We start from the raw sequence: 17053 nt of genomic DNA on the forward strand, positions 1-17053 counted from the left end.
TTTGCACCTTAGTTGCCGTCATTGATCACGCTGCAAACAAGGTGCTTATCAATCCCTTAAAGTTTATTAATTTCACGGCTGACCGTAAACTCGCTTGAAGTAACGTAGCGTTCCATGTTTTGAAGGCGGCTATCTACACGAGTTAATCGCTCTTTTAAGTCTTGCAGCGCACGACGCGGTGGCTCGCCTTTTTGCCATACTTTAAATTTTACTTCTAGCGGATCACCGCCATACGTTGATTGTGTTTTACTTACAGCACTGGGTTGTTTTTTATCTAAAATAAACCACGCTGCAATATACGCTACCACAAATAATGGGCCACCAGTTAGTAGTACAGCACTAACAAAAATAATGCGAACTAACCATAACTCCATATTAAAGTAGTCACTTAATCCCGCACATACACCGGCAATTTTACCGCGCTGTGGGTCTCTTAATAATTCGCGTTTGGTGTTCATACTTTTTGTCTCCATTGCGGTGACTCTTGATCAAGTAACGCTTCTAATGTCTCGATTCTATCAGTCATTTTTTCAGCTTTTTGAGCAAGCTCCAATAACTGGTGATGCTCATGCTCGCTTAACCCTTGGCTTACCTGCTTTTTGCTTCGGTAGTGTAAAATTAACCACAGTGGTGCAACAAAAATCATAAACAAGATAAAGGGTGCAATTAGTATCTCTGGATCAAACATAATCCTCTCCTGACAATCCGTATTCAATGTTGATGTCAGGGGCACAAGGCCCCTGTTTTATATTTATTTATTCGAGAGTTTCTTTTTAAGTTCAGCTAACTCGTCGTCAATTTTTTCATTCTTTTGTAAATCAGCAATTTCATCTGCTAACGTTTGTTTACCCAAATCGTAAGACTCTATTTGAGATTCTAGCCCATCAATTTTGGTTTCGTAACGTTCAAAACGATTAAGTGCATCATCCACTTTAGAACTATCAAGTGCTTTTTTAACCTCAAGGCGCGACTCAGCCGAGCGTTGACGTAAAATAATCGCTTTTTGACGTGCTTTAGCATCCGCTAGTTTCTCTTGTAGCGTAGTCACTTCTTGCTGTAGTTTCTCGATATGAGATTCTACATGATCAAGTTCACTTTCTACTGCGGCGACTGCATCTGCTGATTTTTGCTTTTCAAGTAAAGCCGAGCGAGCTAAATCATCACGATCTTTGCTCAGTGCTAATTCGGCTTTGTCTTGCCAATCGCTTACTTGAGCTTTTAGTGTATCTACGCGACGTACTAATTCTTTTTTCTCAGCAAGGGTTTTTGCTGACGTAGAGCGTACCTCTACTAGTGTATCTTCCATCTCTTGGATAATAAGACGAACCATTTTTTCAGGATCTTCTGCTTTATCTAAAATGGCATTGATATTAGAATTAACAATGTCTGCAAAACGTGAAAAAATTCCCATAACATATACCTCTATTATTTAATCTAAATGTGTCTGCTTTTATTAGTATCAATATGCTTGCCAACTTTTATATTTTTAAAATACCATTTATTTTCAATATGTTAAATGTAAATTACAAATTACTTTTGTTATCCGCCATAATGAAATACACTAACTGTTAGTAAAAATGACTAAGAGTTAGGAAATATGAGTCAATATCGCCAACAGGACAATTTACTTGGCCAATCAGACAGCTTTTTATCGGTACTTGATCAGGTTTCGCAACTGGCTAACCTAGATAAACCCGTACTTATTATTGGTGAACGTGGTACCGGTAAAGAGCTAATTGCAGCACGTTTACACTTTTTATCCAAACGCTGGGATCAAAGTTACGTCAAGCTTAACTGTGCGGCATTGAACGAAAACCTGCTCGAGAGTGAATTATTTGGTCATGAAAGTGGCGCTTTCACAGGCGCAAGTAAACGCCATGAAGGCCGCTTTGAGCGCGCCAATAGTGGTACCTTGTTCTTAGATGAGTTAGCAAATACCTCTGCCATGGTGCAAGAAAAGCTATTAAGAGTGATTGAGTATGGTGAGTTTGAGCGTGTTGGCGGTAAGCAAACCGTTAAAGTAGACACTCGCTTAGTCTGTGCAACCAATGAAGACTTACCCCATTTAGCACAACAAGGTGAATTTAGAAGTGATTTACTCGATAGACTCGCGTTTGATGTGATCACCTTACCGCCACTGCGTGAACGTCAAGATGACATTATGTTGCTGGCTGAACAGTTTGCGATGAACATGGCACGAGACCTTGAGTGGGAGCTATTTAGTGGTTTTACCCGCAGTGCACAAGAAAGTTTACTCAGTTATGAGTGGCCGGGTAATGTCCGTGAACTTAAAAATGTGGTAGAACGAAGTCTGTATCGCCACGGCAATGAACATATTCCTGTACATAAAATTATTTTAGACCCATTCGAAAGTCGCTTTAGACCTAAAGCCCGCATAAAACATGCACAAGCACCTGCTATAATACAATCTGAACCGACTACTCATGCACAGCCTATAGAAGCGCCTGTAGCATTGAGTTCAAGTACCAAAGAACCTGAGTTTCCATGCGACTTAAAAACGCTCTCTAATGAATTTGAAATTACATTGATAAAAAAAGCATTAGAACATAGCCAATTTAATCAAAAGAAGACTGCAGAAGTACTTGGTTTAACGTATCATCAACTACGTGGTTATTTGAAAAAATACAATTTGCTAGAATAGTAGAGGTTGTGCGGGTGCATAAATTATTACTTGCTTTAATATCATTGAGCTTAGTAGGTTGCATTGATAGTAAAGAAGAAATCTTAGAAGAAAAAAACCAAGGCCTCGTTTATTGCGCCGAGGCTAATCCTGTGTCGTTTAACCCACAAGTCACAACCACAGGATCGACTATCGATATTATTGCTAACCAGTTATACGACCGGTTAATTAGTATTGACCCCGTGACCGCCGAATTTAAGAGTGAACTTGCCACTGATTGGAAGATCAGTAAAGACGGTAAATCGGTTACCTTCACTTTGCGCAAAGGAGTTAAGTTTCATACCACCTCTTATTTCACTCCTAGCCGTGAATTTAACGCTGATGATGTAATATTTACTTTTAGTCGATTATTCGACGTTTATAATCCTTATCACTTTATTGGCGATGCTAATTACCCTTACTTTCAAAGTGTGGGGATTGACCAGCTAATTCGTAAAATTGTTAGAGTCTCTGATCACCAAGTCCGGTTTGAGTTATTTAACGCCGAAAGCAGCTTTTTAGCCAATATGGCGACCGATTTTGCCGTCGTGCTCTCTAAAGAATATGCCATGGCACTCAAAGCTAATAATCAAGAAAACCTATTTGATCAATACCCGATTGGCACAGGCCCCTATATTTATAAAGAGTACCGACGCGATCATTTAGTGCGCTTTTATAAAAACGCTGATTATTGGAAGCATGAGGTTGCCCTTGAGCAATTGGTGTACGACATTACCCCAAATGGTACCACCCGTATCGCTAAAATATTGACCAAAGAGTGTGATGTAACCGCACACCCGAGTAGTGCCCAATTAAGTATTTTAGCGCAGCGTGATGATATTAACGTTGAAAGAGAAACTAACTTAAATATTGGTTACTGGGCATTTAATACCGAGCGTCCACCGTTTGATAACCTAAAAGTACGTCAAGCATTGGTTCATGCCATTGATATAGATAAAATAATGCAAGCGGTATATTACGGGAATGGACTGCGTGCACAATCTATTCTTCCGCCTACGTCATGGGCATTTGAACTACAAAAAAACATGCCTATTTTTGACCCACAGTTGGCAAAAAGGTTATTAACTGAAGCCGGTTTTCCAAAAGGCTTTGATATGAGCATTTGGGCTATGCCGGTAAGCCGTATTTATAACCCCAACGCCCGCAAAATGGCTGAGCTAATGCAAAGTGATTTACGCAAAATTGGCGTTAATGTAAATATTGTAGAATATGAATGGAACACCTTTATTCAACGCATTGGTGAGCATCGCCACGACAGTGTGTTATTAGGTTGGGCAGCTGATACACCTGATCCCGATAACTTTTTTAGCCCATTATTAAGTTGTACTGCGACATTCAGCGGCAAAAACCCTGCAAACTGGTGTAACCCTGAATTTGATTTACTGCTAACCAAAGCGTTAGACACCACAGATTTAAATTTACGTAAACAATATTACGACGCAGCACAAAGCATGATCATCAAACAATTGCCTTTACTGCCAATTGCCCATGGCATGCGTTTTCAAGCAAGTAGCGCAGATGTTGAGGGCATTACCTTAGGGCCATTCGGTGCTATTTCGTTGGCTAACGCGAGGAAAAAATAATGATCTTAGATTATATTTTACGCCGCCTCGGACTGTTATTTTTTATGGTGTTGCTACTCAGTATTTTTACCTTTTCGTTGAGTTATTTATTTCCTGGCGATCCGCTCAGTAACTTAAGCGGCATACCTGACACTAACTTTACCCAAAATGCGCAGTTAGAAGAAAAGTACTTATTTAACAGTAACTACTTTATGCAGTACATCGCCTTTGTAGGACGAATTTTACAAGGGGATTGGGGAATGTCATTCGCCTCGGGGAGCAGTGTTTTCGCCCATGTGGTTGATTTAATTCCTGCAACGTTAGAGCTAAGTATCTATGCGTTATTTATTTCGGTGGTAGTGGGTGTGCCTGTCGGTATTTTAGCATCGGCATATAATAAACAATGGCCTGATAAATTTATTAGCTCTACAGCGATGATTGGCTATTCTATGCCGATTTTTTGGCTGGCATTATTATTAATTATGATTTTTTCGCTCAAGCTTGGCTGGTTTCCCATGTCGGGGCGAGTGAGCTTGTTGTATGAGATACCCGCGAGCACAGGATTTATTTTACTTGATATTTTACTCGCTGATTTTCCTTACAATGGTTTGGCCATGTTAGATGCGCTGCATCACCTTACTTTACCTACTATTGTACTTGCTATGTATCCAACCACGGTATTAGTGCGCTTTACTCGCGAATCGATGTTAAAAGTGATGGATCAAAACTTCATTAAAACAGCTCGCGCCAAAGGGCTTACTCGTGGGCAGCTTATTATTCATCACGCCCTAAGAAATGCCTTACTACCGGTTATAAAACAAATAGGTTTGCAGTTTAGTACCTTGATCACCCTAGCGATGATCACTGAAGTTATTTTTTCGTGGCCTGGGATCGGTCGCTGGTTAATAGACAGTATTTATCAACGTGATTATCCCGCCATACAAGGTGGGTTAATGGCCGTCTCTTTATTTATTATTATTGCCACAATTATGGCCGAACTGACCTACACCCTACTCGATCCTCTGTCTCGGAACCAAGCGCATGGCAAAGTTTAACTTATTTTCAGAAGATTCAAATAAATCGCCATTAGCGAGACTCTGGCGAAAGTTTAAAAATAACCACCCTGCACTGGTTGGTTTATGGGTGTTTATTGCCTTTAGCCTGTTAGCGGCTACCGCGCCTTTTCTTGCGCCTTATGGGGTAAATCAACAGCACAGTGATGCACTATTACTGCCTCCCTCGTGGAATGAAATGGGCGATGTGCGGTTTATACTTGGCACCGATGATTTAGGCCGAGATGTGCTGTCTCGTTTAATGAATGGCGCCACATATACGTTCGGGTTATCGGTTGTGGCTGCACTGATCACCACTGTTATTGGTGTGTTGGTAGGTACCTTTGCAGGGATCAGTAAAGGCATACGTTCTAGTTTTTTGAACCACTTACTGGATGTAACGCTGTCAATTCCCTCATTGTTACTGGCCATCATTATTATTGCCATACTCGGCCCTGGATTAATGAATACCGTATGGGCAATTATTTTGGCCTTATTACCCCAGTTTATTCATTCAATTAGAAACCTGATAGTTGACGAACTTGGCAAAGATTATGTTACAGCCTACCGCTTAGATGGCGCCTCTAAGTGGCATATTTTATCACGCGGGATTTTTCCTAATGTGTATGAATATATTGTGGTTATTTTTACCATGGCGCTTTCTACTGCTATTTTAGATATTGCGGCGTTAGGGTTTTTAAAACTGGGTGCACAGCCGCCGACTACTGAATGGGGCGCAATTTTAGCAGAGAACTTAGGACTTATATATTTAGCACCCTGGACGGTAGCATTGCCGGGCGTCCTGTTATTTTTAGCGGTTCTTTCAACAAACTTAGTGGGCGATGGACTTCGCAAAGTTTTACAAGCGCGTAAGGCCGATTAGATGCAGTTACTAGATATTCGAAATTTAACCATTGAACTTCAAACTTCCGAAACCGCCATTCGTGCTGTTGATCGCGTAAGCTTTAGTTTAAAAGAAGGTGAAGTACACGCTTTAGTGGGCGAATCAGGCTCTGGCAAAAGCTTAATTGCAAAAGCCATCGTCGGTGTGCTTAATGAGCGTTGGGTGATAACCGCCGATAGAATGCATTGGCGTGGTGTTGACTTAATGCGCTTAACACCAGAGCAACGCCGTAAAACGGTTAGCCAAGACATTGCGATGATTTACCAAGACCCCAGTCGCTGTCTAGATCCTACTGCTAAAATATTTAACCAAATCGCTGAAACACTGCCTGAAGTGGCTGCTAAAGGATTTTTCTTAAAACGCAACAGAGAGCGTAAAGATCGTGTTAAAGCCTTAATACATAAAGTAGGTATTAAAAATCATGAAGCGGTGCTTGATAGTTACCCGCATGAGCTCTCTGAGGGCGTATGCCAAAAGGTCATGATAGCCATGGCGATTGCCCGCACACCTAAGTTGTTAATTGCAGATGAGCCAACAACCGCACTAGAAAGCACCACCCGAGCACAGGTGTTTAGATTATTAAAAAGTTTAAATCAGCTAAAGAACATGTCTATTTTGATGATCTCTCATGAGCTGGAAGAAATTGTTAATTGGTCGCATGGTATTCATGTGTTGTACTGCGGTCAAATGGTTGAAGCAGGTCCAACACACCGTATTTTTAGCCAACCTCGTCATCCGTATACGCAGGCTTTACTAAAAAGCCTGCCCGATTATGAGCATGGTTTAGCCCATAAAGAACCCTTTTATGCGCTTAAAGGCACTATTCCAACATTACAACATTTACCGATTGGTTGTCGACTCGGTCCACGTTGCCCACAAGCACAAAAAGAATGTGTGGTTGCGCCTAAACTTTCAAAGCATCATGGTCATAGCTACGCCTGTCACTTCCCGCTGATCAAGGAAATAAAATAATGCAGCCACTGTTAAAAGTTCAAGCCTTATCAAAAACCTTTAACATGCGAGCTGGTCTGTTTAGCCGTAAAAAGTTTGATGTTTTAAAAAACATCTCATTTTGTATTGGTAAAGGTGAAACAATTGCCATTATTGGTGAAACAGGCTCAGGAAAAAGTACCCTGGCTAAATTATTAGTGGGTGCATACAGTGCCGATAGCGGGCAGATATTATTAGAGAATAACACCATAGAAAACAATGGTAATCGTGATGCCCAGTGTCGTTATATCCGAATGATTTTTCAAGACTCCGCCACCTCATTAAACCCAGCAGTGACCATTGCTGAAATGCTCGATGATTGCCTAAAATTCAATACTGATTTTGATAAAACTCAACGTAGTGAAAAAATTGGTAGTACGCTGCTTAAAGTGGGTCTACTGGTCGATCATCAGCAATACTATCCGCATATGTTTAGTGTGGGGCAATTACAGCGTGTAGCGCTCGCTCGCGCGCTTATATTAGATCCTAAGGTTGTTGTACTCGATGAGGCACTTTCATCGCTTGACCCTTCTGTAAGAGCGCAAATAGTAAATCTATTACTTAAACTACAGCTTGAAACTGGATTAACCTATATTTTGATCACCCATCATTTAAGTTTAGTGCGCCATATTAGCGACCAGCTAGTGGTACTCAATAAGGGTGAGATTGTTGAATACGGCGCTACAGAAACTATTTTTCAAAACCCGCAATCAAAGGTTACTCAGCGCTTATTGAGTTGTTAATGTCTAAACAAACAAAAAAGGCGCCAATTGGCGCCCTTTTTAATTTAGCTATTACTTATTCAGCTGCTTGAGCTGCTTTTGGTACATTAAGCTCTGCTTGTTGCTTAAGCGATTCAATGAATACCGTATAGTTTTTCTGCGCTTGCGCCATAGTAATGTTTTGCTTCATTTGTGGCTCAATGTTGTCACTCACTGGTGCATCATTTACCGCTTTAAGCGCAACAATCGCTGCATCGCCATTATTTAAGTTAACCATATCATATACAGCCGCATCACTAGGATGTGCCATTTTGAATACTTGGGTAACAATAGCAGGTGAAACAGCAAAGCTTTCACGAGTTAGTTGCGACTCTTGACGAACGTTTAGTGATTGCTCAGCAGCCACATCGTTTAAGCTCTTGCCTTCTTTTACTTGTGCAAATAACGTGCGTGCTTTTTCTTTTGCAAGGTCTGATGCCTTTTCATTCATTAAGCGTGTTTTAATTTGCTCACTTACCTCGCTTAATGCTTTCGTTGCCGCAGGTTGGTGCTCATTTACACGCACCACAATCACGTGCTCATTACCAAGCTCAATTACTTCTGAATTGACTTTATCTTCTAGTAGTTCAACTGATGATAAGGCAGTCACAACCGCTGGGTTATTAAGCGGCTCAGGAAGCGCGCTAAGCGCTAGTAAAGAAGTAGATTGTACTTCTACACCCGCCACTTCAGCAGCATCGTCTAAGCGATCAGAAATCTCAAAGGCTAATGCCCCCATTTCAGTTTGCTTCTCGTAAAACGCATCTACTTTTTCAGCTTGCTCAAGTTCAGCACGTAGGTCAGCTTTAACCTCATCAAACGGTTTAACTTGTTGAGTTTGTAGATCAGTCAGTTTGATGATGTGATAACCAAACTCAGAGGCAACAACGTCAGAGTAATCACCTTTGTTTTGCAATGCGAACGCTGCATCTTCAAATGCTGGTTCCATAACATCACGTTCAATCCACTCTAAATCGCCACCCATTTCTGCACTAACAATGTCATCTGACGATGTCTCTGCTAGCTCAGCAAAATCAGCACCAGCGTTAAGCTGGGCAAGTAACGACTCAGCTTTCGCTTTAGCCGCATCATCATCTTCGCTATTGTCGATTAGAATATGCGATACACGACGCTTTTCTGGTTCAACATATTGCGCTTTACTCTGCTCGTAATATGCTTTTACATCGTCTTCGCTTACCGATGCAACATCAATATCATCTGCATTTAGTTCGATGTAATTAACTGAAATTAATTCAGGTGATAAAAATTGACCTGCGTTTAATTCATAGTAATCCGCAACTTCTTGCTCTGTAACTTCAACATCAGCTTGCATTGCTTGTTTATCAATTACTAAATAATCAATGCTTCGTGTTTGCTGTTGCAACGCAATGGCTGATTTAAGCTCATTTGGCAGCGCAAAATCAGTACCCGCAACGGCAGATACTAACTGGCTACGCGTCATATCATCACGCAGGTATTCACGAAATGCGTCAGGTTGAAAATTCATTTGACGAATAACTTGTAAATAACGGTCGTTATTAAACTTATCGCCAATTTTAAAATAAGGTAGCTCTAAAATTGTTTTACGAACGCTTTCATCACTTACGCGCAAACCAAGCTCGGCAGCTAACTGACTTTGTAATTCTTGTTGTACTAAACGGTCAATCACACCTTGACGGATTTGAGCCATGTAAGTTGGATCAGCTGCTATTTGGGTAAAGTACTCACCAAATTGTTGTTCTAAGCGGCTACGTTCATTTTGAAACGCACGGCTAAATTCTGTTTGGCTAATTTTAATTCCATTTACTTCAGCAACGGGTTGTTCTGTGGTTTGACCTAAGTAACTACCGATCCCAGCTAAGGCAAAAGATAAAATCACCGCGCCTAAAATGACTTTGGCTACCGGCCCTTGCGAACCTTCTCTGATTTTCTCAAGCATTTGTTTATCTCTTTTCTGAGCAAGGTATTTTCTACCTTGTCATATGTAAAAAAAGCGTATCTTACCAGATACGCTTTTTCACTTGAAGTAACTGGCGGTGAAGTAACTTAATTTATCGATTGCAATAATTAAGCGTATCTTTACTCGCCATAACTAAATTGTTTACACAATGATTAGTTTACTGCGTCTTTAAGCGCTTTACCGGCTTTGAAAGCTGGGATGTTAGCTGCAGCAATTTGAATCGTTTCACCAGTTTGTGGGTTACGACCTGCACGAGCAGCACGCTCACGTACAGAGAAAGTACCAAAACCAACAAGTGCAACTGAGTCGCCATCTTTTAGCGCGCCAGATACAGATTCGATGAATGAATCTAGTGCACGACCTGCAGCCGCTTTAGAAATGTCAGCATCAGCTGCGATTTGATCGATTAATTGAGATTTATTCACAATATCATCCTCTTTCATTGTTGTTATCAAGAGCGATTGTTTTTTAAACTAACATCACTGTTTTGAAATTTTTGAGCAATTTTTTTAAAGCTCATATGATTATATTTTTCTTAAGCCTAGGCCCTGCAAGGGCTAGGCTTGAAAACCAGTGCTTAACTTATCATACCGTTTAGATTTGAAAAGCCCCTAAAAGCACTTTTTTTGGCTTTTTTACTGCTTTTTTGGTGTTTCGACTGAAAAACTATCAACTGGATGCACTAAAGCAAGCTTCAATACTTCGTCAATCCACGTAACTGGGTGAATCTCAAGACCCGCCAATACGTTATCAGGTATCTCTTTTAAGTCACGTTCGTTAATTTTAGGGATCACCACCGTTTTAATACCACCTCGGTGAGCCGCTAATAATTTCTCTTTTAAACCACCAATAGGCAGTACTTCACCACGTAGGGTAATCTCACCCGTCATGGCCACATCAGAGCGCACTGGATTACCCGTTAGGCTTGAAACCAAACACGTAACCATTGCGATACCCGCACTTGGACCATCTTTAGGAGTTGCGCCCTCAGGTACATGCACGTGAATATCACGTTTTTCATAAAAGTCGCTATTAATACGTAGCTCATCAGCACGATTACGCACAACAGTCATTGCCGCTTGAATCGACTCTTGCATTACATCGCCTAACGAGCCGGTGTAAGTCAATTTGCCTTTACCTGGTACTGCAGCACATTCAATCGTTAGTAAGTCACCGCCTACTTCTGTCCATGCTAGGCCAGTTACTTGGCCTATACGGTCGCCATCTTCTGCTTTACCGTAATCAAAGCGTTGCACACCTAAGTACTCTTCAAGGTTATCTGCATCGATAGTGACCGTTTTGGTGTCTTTTTCCATTAAGATATTTTTAACCGCTTTACGGCATAATTTAGACACTTCACGCTCTAAGTTACGAACGCCCGCTTCACGCGTGTAATATCGAATAATACCGATAATGGCACTGTCAGCAATTTCAACTTCTTTCTCTTTTAAGCCATTACGCTTAACTTGCTTTGGAATTAAATGTTCTTTAGCTATATTTAATTTTTCGTCTTCGGTATAACCGGCTAAACGGATAACTTCCATACGGTCCAATAAAGGCCCAGGAATATTAAAGCTATTAGAGGTAGCAACAAACATTACATCAGATAAGTCGTAATCGACTTCTAGGTAATGATCAGCAAAATGGCTGTTTTGCTCAGGATCAAGTACTTCAAGTAAAGCTGATGCAGGGTCACCACGCATATCCGCTGACATTTTATCAATTTCATCTAACAAGAATAACGGGTTTTTAACGCCCACTTTAGTCATGTTTTGAATCAATTTACCAGGCATAGAGCCAATATAAGTACGACGGTGACCACGTATCTCAGCTTCATCACGTACACCACCCAGTGCCATACGAATGTACTTACGGCCAGTTGAACGCGCAATAGATTGCCCAAGAGAGGTTTTACCTACCCCTGGCGGCCCAACTAAACACAAAATAGGCCCTTTAAGCTTATTAGTACGCTGCTGTACCGCGAGGTATTCAATAATACGCTCTTTAACTTTATCAAGCCCGTAGTGATCGCTATCTAGTATTTTTTGCGCGCCTGCTAAATCTTTTTTCACTTTAGAGCGTTTTTTCCACGGTACGTTGATTAGCGTATCTATGTATGAGCGAACAACACTGGCTTCTGCCGACATCGGCGACATCATTTTAAGTTTGTTAAACTCTGCCGTGGCTTTTTCTTTCGCTTCGTTAGGCATACCTGACTCTTCGATGCGTTTTTTTAGCGCTTCGAATTCATCTGGCACATCGTCAATTTCGCCAAGCTCTTTTTGAATCGCTTTCATTTGCTCATTGAGGTAATACTCACGCTGCGATTTTTCCATCTGCTTTTTAACGCGGGTACGAATTTTTTTCTCAACTTGCAGTAAGTCTATTTCACCTTCCATCAACGCCATTAAGTACTCTAAGCGTTCCGTAACGCTTGATATTTCAAGTACTTTTTGTTTTTCAGGCACTTTTAATGGCATGTGCGCAGCCATGGTATCAGCAAGACGCGCTGGCTCATCAATACCAGAGACCGAAGTCATCACTTCAGGTGGGATTTTTTTATTTAATTTTACGTAGCCTTCAAACTGGCTTAATGCACTGCGAATAAAAATATCTTGCTCTTGTTCATTCACTGAATCAGATTCAATAAACTGAGCATTGGCAACAAAGAAGTCTTCGTTATCAACAAACTCTTCGATATTTGCACGCTGTGTGCCTTCAACTAATACTTTTACTGTACCATCGGGTAGCTTTAATAATTGAAGTACAGTCGCAATTGTCCCTACACGATAAATATCGTCTTTCTCAGGCTCGTCTACAGTTGCATCTTTTTGTGCAACTAAGAAAATTTGTTTGTCTTTATCCATTGCCGCTTCAAGGCATTTTATTGATTTTTCACGGCCTACAAAAAGCGGGATCACCATGTGTGGATACACCACTACATCGCGCAGTGCTAGCACAGGGATTTCGACTCGATCGTTTCTCTCAAGCGTCATTGTATTTTCTCTTTGCACTTCATTTATTTAAAGATTACTCAAGTATATGGGGATAACCTAATTAAAGTTCAACAATTTTTGCCAACTCGATTAAATTAATTATAAAAAAAGGAGCCATTGGCTCCTTTTTTTTACAACTTGCTCAGAATTTAATCTGCTGCGGCTTGTTCTTGATTGCTGCTGTCATAAATCAAGATTGGGTCAGACTCACCTTTAATAACGGTTTCATCAACAACCACTTTACTTACGTTATCAATTGAAGGCAGCTCATACATAGTATCAAGCAATACACCTTCTACGATTGAACGCAGGCCACGTGCACCGGTTTTACGTTCCATTGCTTTGTGAGCAATAGCACGTAGTGCATCATCACGAAATTCAAGCTCAACGTCTTCCATCCCAAACAATACTGAAAATTGCTTAGTAATAGCGTTTTTAGGCTCACTTAAAATTTGTACCAGTGCAGCTTCATCAAGTTCAGTCAATGTAGCAACAACAGGTAAACGGCCAATAAACTCTGGAATTAAACCATATTTTACTAAATCTTCTGGCTCAACATCTTTAAATGTTTCACTTAAAGAGCGGCTCGCTGCCGACTCTTTAACGTTAACGCCAAAACCAATGCCAGTATTTTTGTGGCTACGCTGTTCAATAACTTTATCAAGACCAGCAAATGCGCCACCACAAATAAACAGAATTTTAGAAGTGTCTACTTGCAGGAACTCTTGCTGTGGATGTTTACGTCCACCTTGTGGCGGAACAGAAGCAACGGTACCTTCAATCAATTTAAGTAAGGCTTGTTGTACACCTTCACCTGATACATCACGGGTGATTGATGGGTTATCTGATTTACGTGAAATTTTGTCAATTTCATCAATGTAAACAATACCACGTTGTGCTTTTTCTACGTCGTAGTCACATTTTTGTAAAAGCTTTTGAATGATGTTTTCAACATCTTCACCCACATAACCGGCTTCGGTTAACGTGGTGGCATCGGCCATTGTAAACGGCACATCTAGCAAACGTGCTAACGTTTCAGCTAGTAGTGTTTTACCACTCCCCGTTGGACCAATTAATAAAATATTACTTTTACCTAGTTCAACGTCTTGTTTAGTTGATTGGTTGCGTAAACGCTTGTAGTGATTGTAAACCGCTACAGACAACACTTTTTTCGCATGCTCTTGGCCAATTACGTAGTCGTCTAAGTGGTTACGAATTTCTTTTGGCACAGGTAATTTGTCAGCGGCATCATGCTTAGGCGCGATGTCTTTAATTTCTTCCCTGATAATATCATTACACAGCTCTACACATTCATCACAAACGTATACTGAAGGTCCTGCAATTAATTTTCGAACTTCATGCTGGCTTTTGCCGCAAAAAGAGCAGTATAACAATTTATTACTTTTGTCGCCGTCTGTAGGAGTGTCAGACATTCAGCTACCTCATTTTATTACGTTGGCCACCAAAGTCTTGGTGGCTATTTTAATACGCTTTAACTATACCAAAATTTAGGCTTTTTCGCATAGTAACTCTCATTAGCAAGCATTAATGCTTGCAGGCATACTTACTTGCTACCGCGATTAGTAAATACTGAGTCAACAATACCGTAATCTACAGCTTGGCTTGCACTCATAAAGTTATCACGGTCTGTATCACGTGAAACAACATCAAGCGGTTGGCCAGTATGCTCAGCCATTAAGCGATTTAATTTGTCTTTAATAGATAGGATTTCTTTCGCGTGTATTTCAAAATCAGATGCTTGACCTTGGAATCCACCTAATGGTTGGTGAATCATTACACGTGAATTAGGTAAACAAAAACGTTTACCCTTAGCACCACCAGATAGTAAAAACGCACCCATGCTAGCCGCTTGGCCCACACAAATAGTACTTACATCAGGTTTGATGAAATTCATTGTATCGTAAATAGCCATTCCCGCAGTGACCGAGCCACCCGGTGAATTGATATATAAGAAGATATCTTTATCTGGGTTCTCTGATTCTAAGAAAAGCATTTGCGCTAAAATCAGATTTGCCATGTTGTCTTCAACTTGGCCCGTTAAAAAGATAATACGCTCTTTTAATAGTCTCGAATAAATATCAAACGAGCGCTCGCCTTTAGCTGTTTGCTCAACAACCATTGGTACTAATGCGTTTAGGGGATCTGTCATACCAGTGTTCATACTTATTTAATTCCTTATGCGCTTATACTTATTCTAAGAAAAGCATAATGATCATTTTTAGCTAATTAAGAACCACAAACTAAAATGGCCCGGGCACACTGCATAAACAGAGTAACACGAGCCATTTAATCGTTAGCGAGCGCTTAAGTCAATGACTTATTATGCACCTTGCTGTGGATTCATGATGTCATCAAATGCTTTTTCAACATCAGTCACAGTTGCTTTAGCTAAAATAGCTTCAACAGCTTGCTCTTCCATTGCTACATTACGCATTTGTTGCATTAGTTGATCATTTGCTTTGTAGTATTCTACTACTTCAGTTGGATCTTCGTATGCAGATGCTACAGTAGCGATAAGTGCTTCAACTTTAGCGTCATCAACTTTGATGTCGTTTGCTTTGATCACTTCGCCTAATAATAGGCCAGTTTTAACTCGTGTAACTGCTTGCTCATGGAACAATTCAGCTGGAAGCTCAGGCATATTTTGACCGTTACCACCAAAACGTTGAGCAGCTTGCTCACGTAAAGCGTCAACTTCTTGGTCGATTAATGCTTTAGGCACTTCAACTTCGTTTTGCTCTAAAAGACCTTTGATTGCTTGGTCTTTTACGTTAGCTTTAACCGCTTGGTCTAGCTCACGTGTCATGTTCTTTTTAACTTCTTCTTTAAGCGCGTCTACGCCGCCTTCGGCAACACCGAATTTAGTTGCAAACTCATCGCTTAATTCAGGTAATTCTTGCGCTTCAACTTTTTTCACTGTGATAGTGAATTGAGCCGCTTTACCTTTTAAGTTTTCAGCGTGGTAATCTTCAGGGAAGTTTACGTCAGCAACAACTTCTTCGCCTGCTTTTTTGCCTACGATGTTGTCTTCAAAACCTGGGATCATACGACCTTGACCAAGTTCTAATGGGAAATCTTCAGCTTTGCCGCCTTCGAATTCTTCACCGTCGATAGTACCAACGAAATCAACCGTTACACGGTCGTTTGCGCCAGCAGCTGCATCAACGTCAGCCCAAGAAGCGTGTTGCTTACGAAGTGTCTCTAGCATGTTTGCTAAATCTTCGTCAGTTACTTCTACCGCTGGTTTTTCAACAGCAATTTTATCTAAACCTTGAACTTCAACTTCAGGGTAAACTTCAAATGTTGCTGAGAACTCTAAATCTTTACCTGCTTCAAGTGCTTTTGGAGCAAATGTAGGTGCGCCAGCAGGGTTAATTTTTTCAGCAACAATTGCTTCAATGTAATTACGTTGCATTACTTCGCCAGCAACTTCTTGACGAACAGCTGGTCCGAAACGCTTGTTGATTACTGATACTGGAACTTTACCAGCACGGAAACCGTCGATACGCTGCGTTTTTGACAGTTGTTGTAAGCGTTTTTTTACTTCGGTCTCAACGTTCTCTGCAGGAACGGTGATGGTCAGACGGCGCTCAAGGCCTTGAGTCGTCTCAACAGAAACTTGCATGATTTACCTCAATATTCAATTTTGGCGACTTTTCGCCTTCATTACAAACAAAGTAATCTATAGGCGTCTTGATAAAATTCAAGCCTTAGAGCTTAAAAAAATCCGTCGCTACCAGGAGATACCATTGCTGCTCTGCCCTAAGGGCACTATATTTTTAAACAAATAGACGCGGCATTATAACCTAATATTCATGATAGTCGAGTGTGGGGGGCAATTATTTGGGGTAGTTAGAGGCAGATAACGACTAAGCGAATAAAAAACAGGCTAATTAAACTGTATAGAATGAATAGGAGCAAAAAAAAGAGTTATTTTAAATAAAATAGAGATTTATAATATGGAGCTTAAGGGGAAATGGTCGGCGATGCAGGATTTGAACCTGCGACCCCTTGGACCCAAACCAAGTGCGCTACCAAACTGCGCTAATCGCCGATATAGATATTTTGAACAATACGGTGAATTATGAGACACGATCCCTAAACAC

Annotated in this window: 15 protein-coding genes and 1 tRNA gene; 6 read left to right on the forward strand and 10 right to left on the reverse strand. The window is 40.7% G+C overall.

Going from position 1 to position 17053, the window contains the following annotated elements; translation table 11 throughout:
- Positions 1-56: 56 nt before the first annotated feature.
- The 3 genes from pspC to pspA form a co-directional block, all read right to left on the reverse strand.
- Positions 57-458, reverse strand: a complete 402-nt coding sequence (gene pspC, locus CWB75_RS05635) for an envelope stress response membrane protein PspC (protein ID WP_054202405.1) — start codon at positions 456-458, stop codon at positions 57-59.
- Positions 455-688: an envelope stress response membrane protein PspB gene (gene pspB, locus CWB75_RS05640; protein WP_010388090.1), complete on the reverse strand. Its 234-nt coding sequence runs from the start codon at positions 686-688 to the stop codon at positions 455-457. The genes pspC and pspB overlap by 4 nt, the downstream gene beginning before the upstream one ends.
- A 63-nt stretch (positions 689-751) precedes the next feature.
- The gene (gene pspA / locus CWB75_RS05645) at positions 752-1411 is read right to left on the reverse strand and encodes a phage shock protein PspA (protein WP_010388087.1); all 660 of its coding nucleotides are present in this window, start codon (positions 1409-1411) and stop codon (positions 752-754) included.
- A 186-nt stretch (positions 1412-1597) separates the two neighbouring features.
- Between pspA and pspF the strand changes: the two genes are divergently transcribed.
- Genes pspF through CWB75_RS05675 form a run of 6 tightly spaced genes read left to right on the forward strand, consistent with a single transcriptional unit; the run spans position 1598 to position 7952 of the window.
- Positions 1598-2662, forward strand: coding sequence for a phage shock protein operon transcriptional activator (gene pspF, locus CWB75_RS05650; RefSeq protein ID WP_010388085.1), 1065 nt, complete (start codon positions 1598-1600; stop codon positions 2660-2662).
- A 14-nt stretch (positions 2663-2676) separates the two neighbouring features.
- Complete coding sequence (locus tag CWB75_RS05655; protein ID WP_138570108.1) at positions 2677-4284, forward strand: ABC transporter substrate-binding protein; 1608 nt, start codon at positions 2677-2679, stop codon at positions 4282-4284.
- A complete protein-coding gene (locus CWB75_RS05660) occupies positions 4284-5318 on the forward strand; it encodes an ABC transporter permease (protein ID WP_010388081.1) in 1035 nt (344 codons plus the stop codon). Before CWB75_RS05655 ends, CWB75_RS05660 begins: the two co-directional genes overlap by 1 nt.
- A complete protein-coding gene (locus CWB75_RS05665) occupies positions 5305-6198 on the forward strand; it encodes an ABC transporter permease subunit (RefSeq protein WP_010388079.1) in 894 nt (297 codons plus the stop codon). Before CWB75_RS05660 ends, CWB75_RS05665 begins: the two co-directional genes overlap by 14 nt.
- Positions 6199-7191, forward strand: coding sequence for a peptide ABC transporter ATP-binding protein (locus CWB75_RS05670; RefSeq protein WP_010388077.1), 993 nt, complete (start codon positions 6199-6201; stop codon positions 7189-7191).
- Positions 7191-7952 (forward strand): ATP-binding cassette domain-containing protein, encoded by a 762-nt coding sequence (locus tag CWB75_RS05675; RefSeq protein WP_054202403.1) that lies wholly within the window; start codon positions 7191-7193, stop codon positions 7950-7952. Before CWB75_RS05670 ends, CWB75_RS05675 begins: the two co-directional genes overlap by 1 nt.
- Positions 7953-8007: 55 nt before the next feature.
- Here the strand turns inward: CWB75_RS05675 and CWB75_RS05680 are convergent, their stop codons facing one another.
- From CWB75_RS05680 to CWB75_RS05710, 7 genes are all read right to left on the reverse strand, one after another.
- On the reverse strand, positions 8008-9909 hold the full coding sequence (locus CWB75_RS05680) for a SurA N-terminal domain-containing protein (protein ID WP_054202402.1): 1902 nt from the start codon (positions 9907-9909) through the stop codon (positions 8008-8010).
- A 173-nt stretch (positions 9910-10082) separates the two neighbouring features.
- Positions 10083-10382: an HU family DNA-binding protein gene (locus tag CWB75_RS05685; protein ID WP_256872136.1), complete on the reverse strand. Its 300-nt coding sequence runs from the start codon at positions 10380-10382 to the stop codon at positions 10083-10085.
- Between the two features lie 183 nt (positions 10383-10565).
- Positions 10566-12926: an endopeptidase La gene (gene lon / locus CWB75_RS05690; RefSeq protein ID WP_008467545.1), complete on the reverse strand. Its 2361-nt coding sequence runs from the start codon at positions 12924-12926 to the stop codon at positions 10566-10568.
- Between the two features lie 149 nt (positions 12927-13075).
- Entirely contained in the window at positions 13076-14359 is a 1284-nt protein-coding gene (gene clpX / locus CWB75_RS05695; protein ID WP_010388064.1) for an ATP-dependent protease ATP-binding subunit ClpX, read from the reverse strand.
- 131 nt (positions 14360-14490) lie between these two features.
- Positions 14491-15108, reverse strand: a complete 618-nt coding sequence (clpP, locus tag CWB75_RS05700) for an ATP-dependent Clp endopeptidase proteolytic subunit ClpP (protein WP_008111041.1) — start codon at positions 15106-15108, stop codon at positions 14491-14493.
- Between the two features lie 159 nt (positions 15109-15267).
- Positions 15268-16572: a trigger factor gene (tig, locus tag CWB75_RS05705; protein WP_010388062.1), complete on the reverse strand. Its 1305-nt coding sequence runs from the start codon at positions 16570-16572 to the stop codon at positions 15268-15270.
- A 352-nt stretch (positions 16573-16924) separates the two neighbouring features.
- Positions 16925-17001: transfer RNA gene (locus CWB75_RS05710), tRNA-Pro, on the reverse strand.
- Between the last annotated feature and the right edge of the window lie 52 nt (positions 17002-17053).

Source organism: Pseudoalteromonas sp. S1608, assembly GCF_005887265.1.
GTDB classification, from domain to species: Bacteria; Pseudomonadota; Gammaproteobacteria; order Enterobacterales; family Alteromonadaceae; genus Pseudoalteromonas; species Pseudoalteromonas undina.

Bases quoted from the DNA above. Each gene is read 5' to 3' on its own strand.
- tig (WP_010388062.1), bottom strand. From the start codon at position 16,572: ATGCAAGTTTCTGTTGAGACGACTCAAGGCCTTGAGCGCCGTCTGACC.
- CWB75_RS05670 (WP_010388077.1), top strand. From the start codon at position 6,199: ATGCAGTTACTAGATATTCGAAATTTAACCATTGAACTTCAAACTTCC.
- clpX (WP_010388064.1), bottom strand. From the start codon at position 14,359: ATGTCTGACACTCCTACAGACGGCGACAAAAGTAATAAATTGTTATAC.
- pspC (WP_054202405.1), bottom strand. From the start codon at position 458: ATGAACACCAAACGCGAATTATTAAGAGACCCACAGCGCGGTAAAATT.
- CWB75_RS05680 (WP_054202402.1), bottom strand. From the start codon at position 9,909: ATGCTTGAGAAAATCAGAGAAGGTTCGCAAGGGCCGGTAGCCAAAGTC.
- CWB75_RS05665 (WP_010388079.1), top strand. From the start codon at position 5,305: ATGGCAAAGTTTAACTTATTTTCAGAAGATTCAAATAAATCGCCATTA.
- CWB75_RS05675 (WP_054202403.1), top strand. From the start codon at position 7,191: ATGCAGCCACTGTTAAAAGTTCAAGCCTTATCAAAAACCTTTAACATG.
- clpP (WP_008111041.1), bottom strand. From the start codon at position 15,108: ATGAACACTGGTATGACAGATCCCCTAAACGCATTAGTACCAATGGTT.
- pspB (WP_010388090.1), bottom strand. From the start codon at position 688: ATGTTTGATCCAGAGATACTAATTGCACCCTTTATCTTGTTTATGATT.
- pspF (WP_010388085.1), top strand. From the start codon at position 1,598: ATGAGTCAATATCGCCAACAGGACAATTTACTTGGCCAATCAGACAGC.
- lon (WP_008467545.1), bottom strand. From the start codon at position 12,926: ATGACGCTTGAGAGAAACGATCGAGTCGAAATCCCTGTGCTAGCACTG.
- CWB75_RS05660 (WP_010388081.1), top strand. From the start codon at position 4,284: ATGATCTTAGATTATATTTTACGCCGCCTCGGACTGTTATTTTTTATG.
- pspA (WP_010388087.1), bottom strand. From the start codon at position 1,411: ATGGGAATTTTTTCACGTTTTGCAGACATTGTTAATTCTAATATCAAT.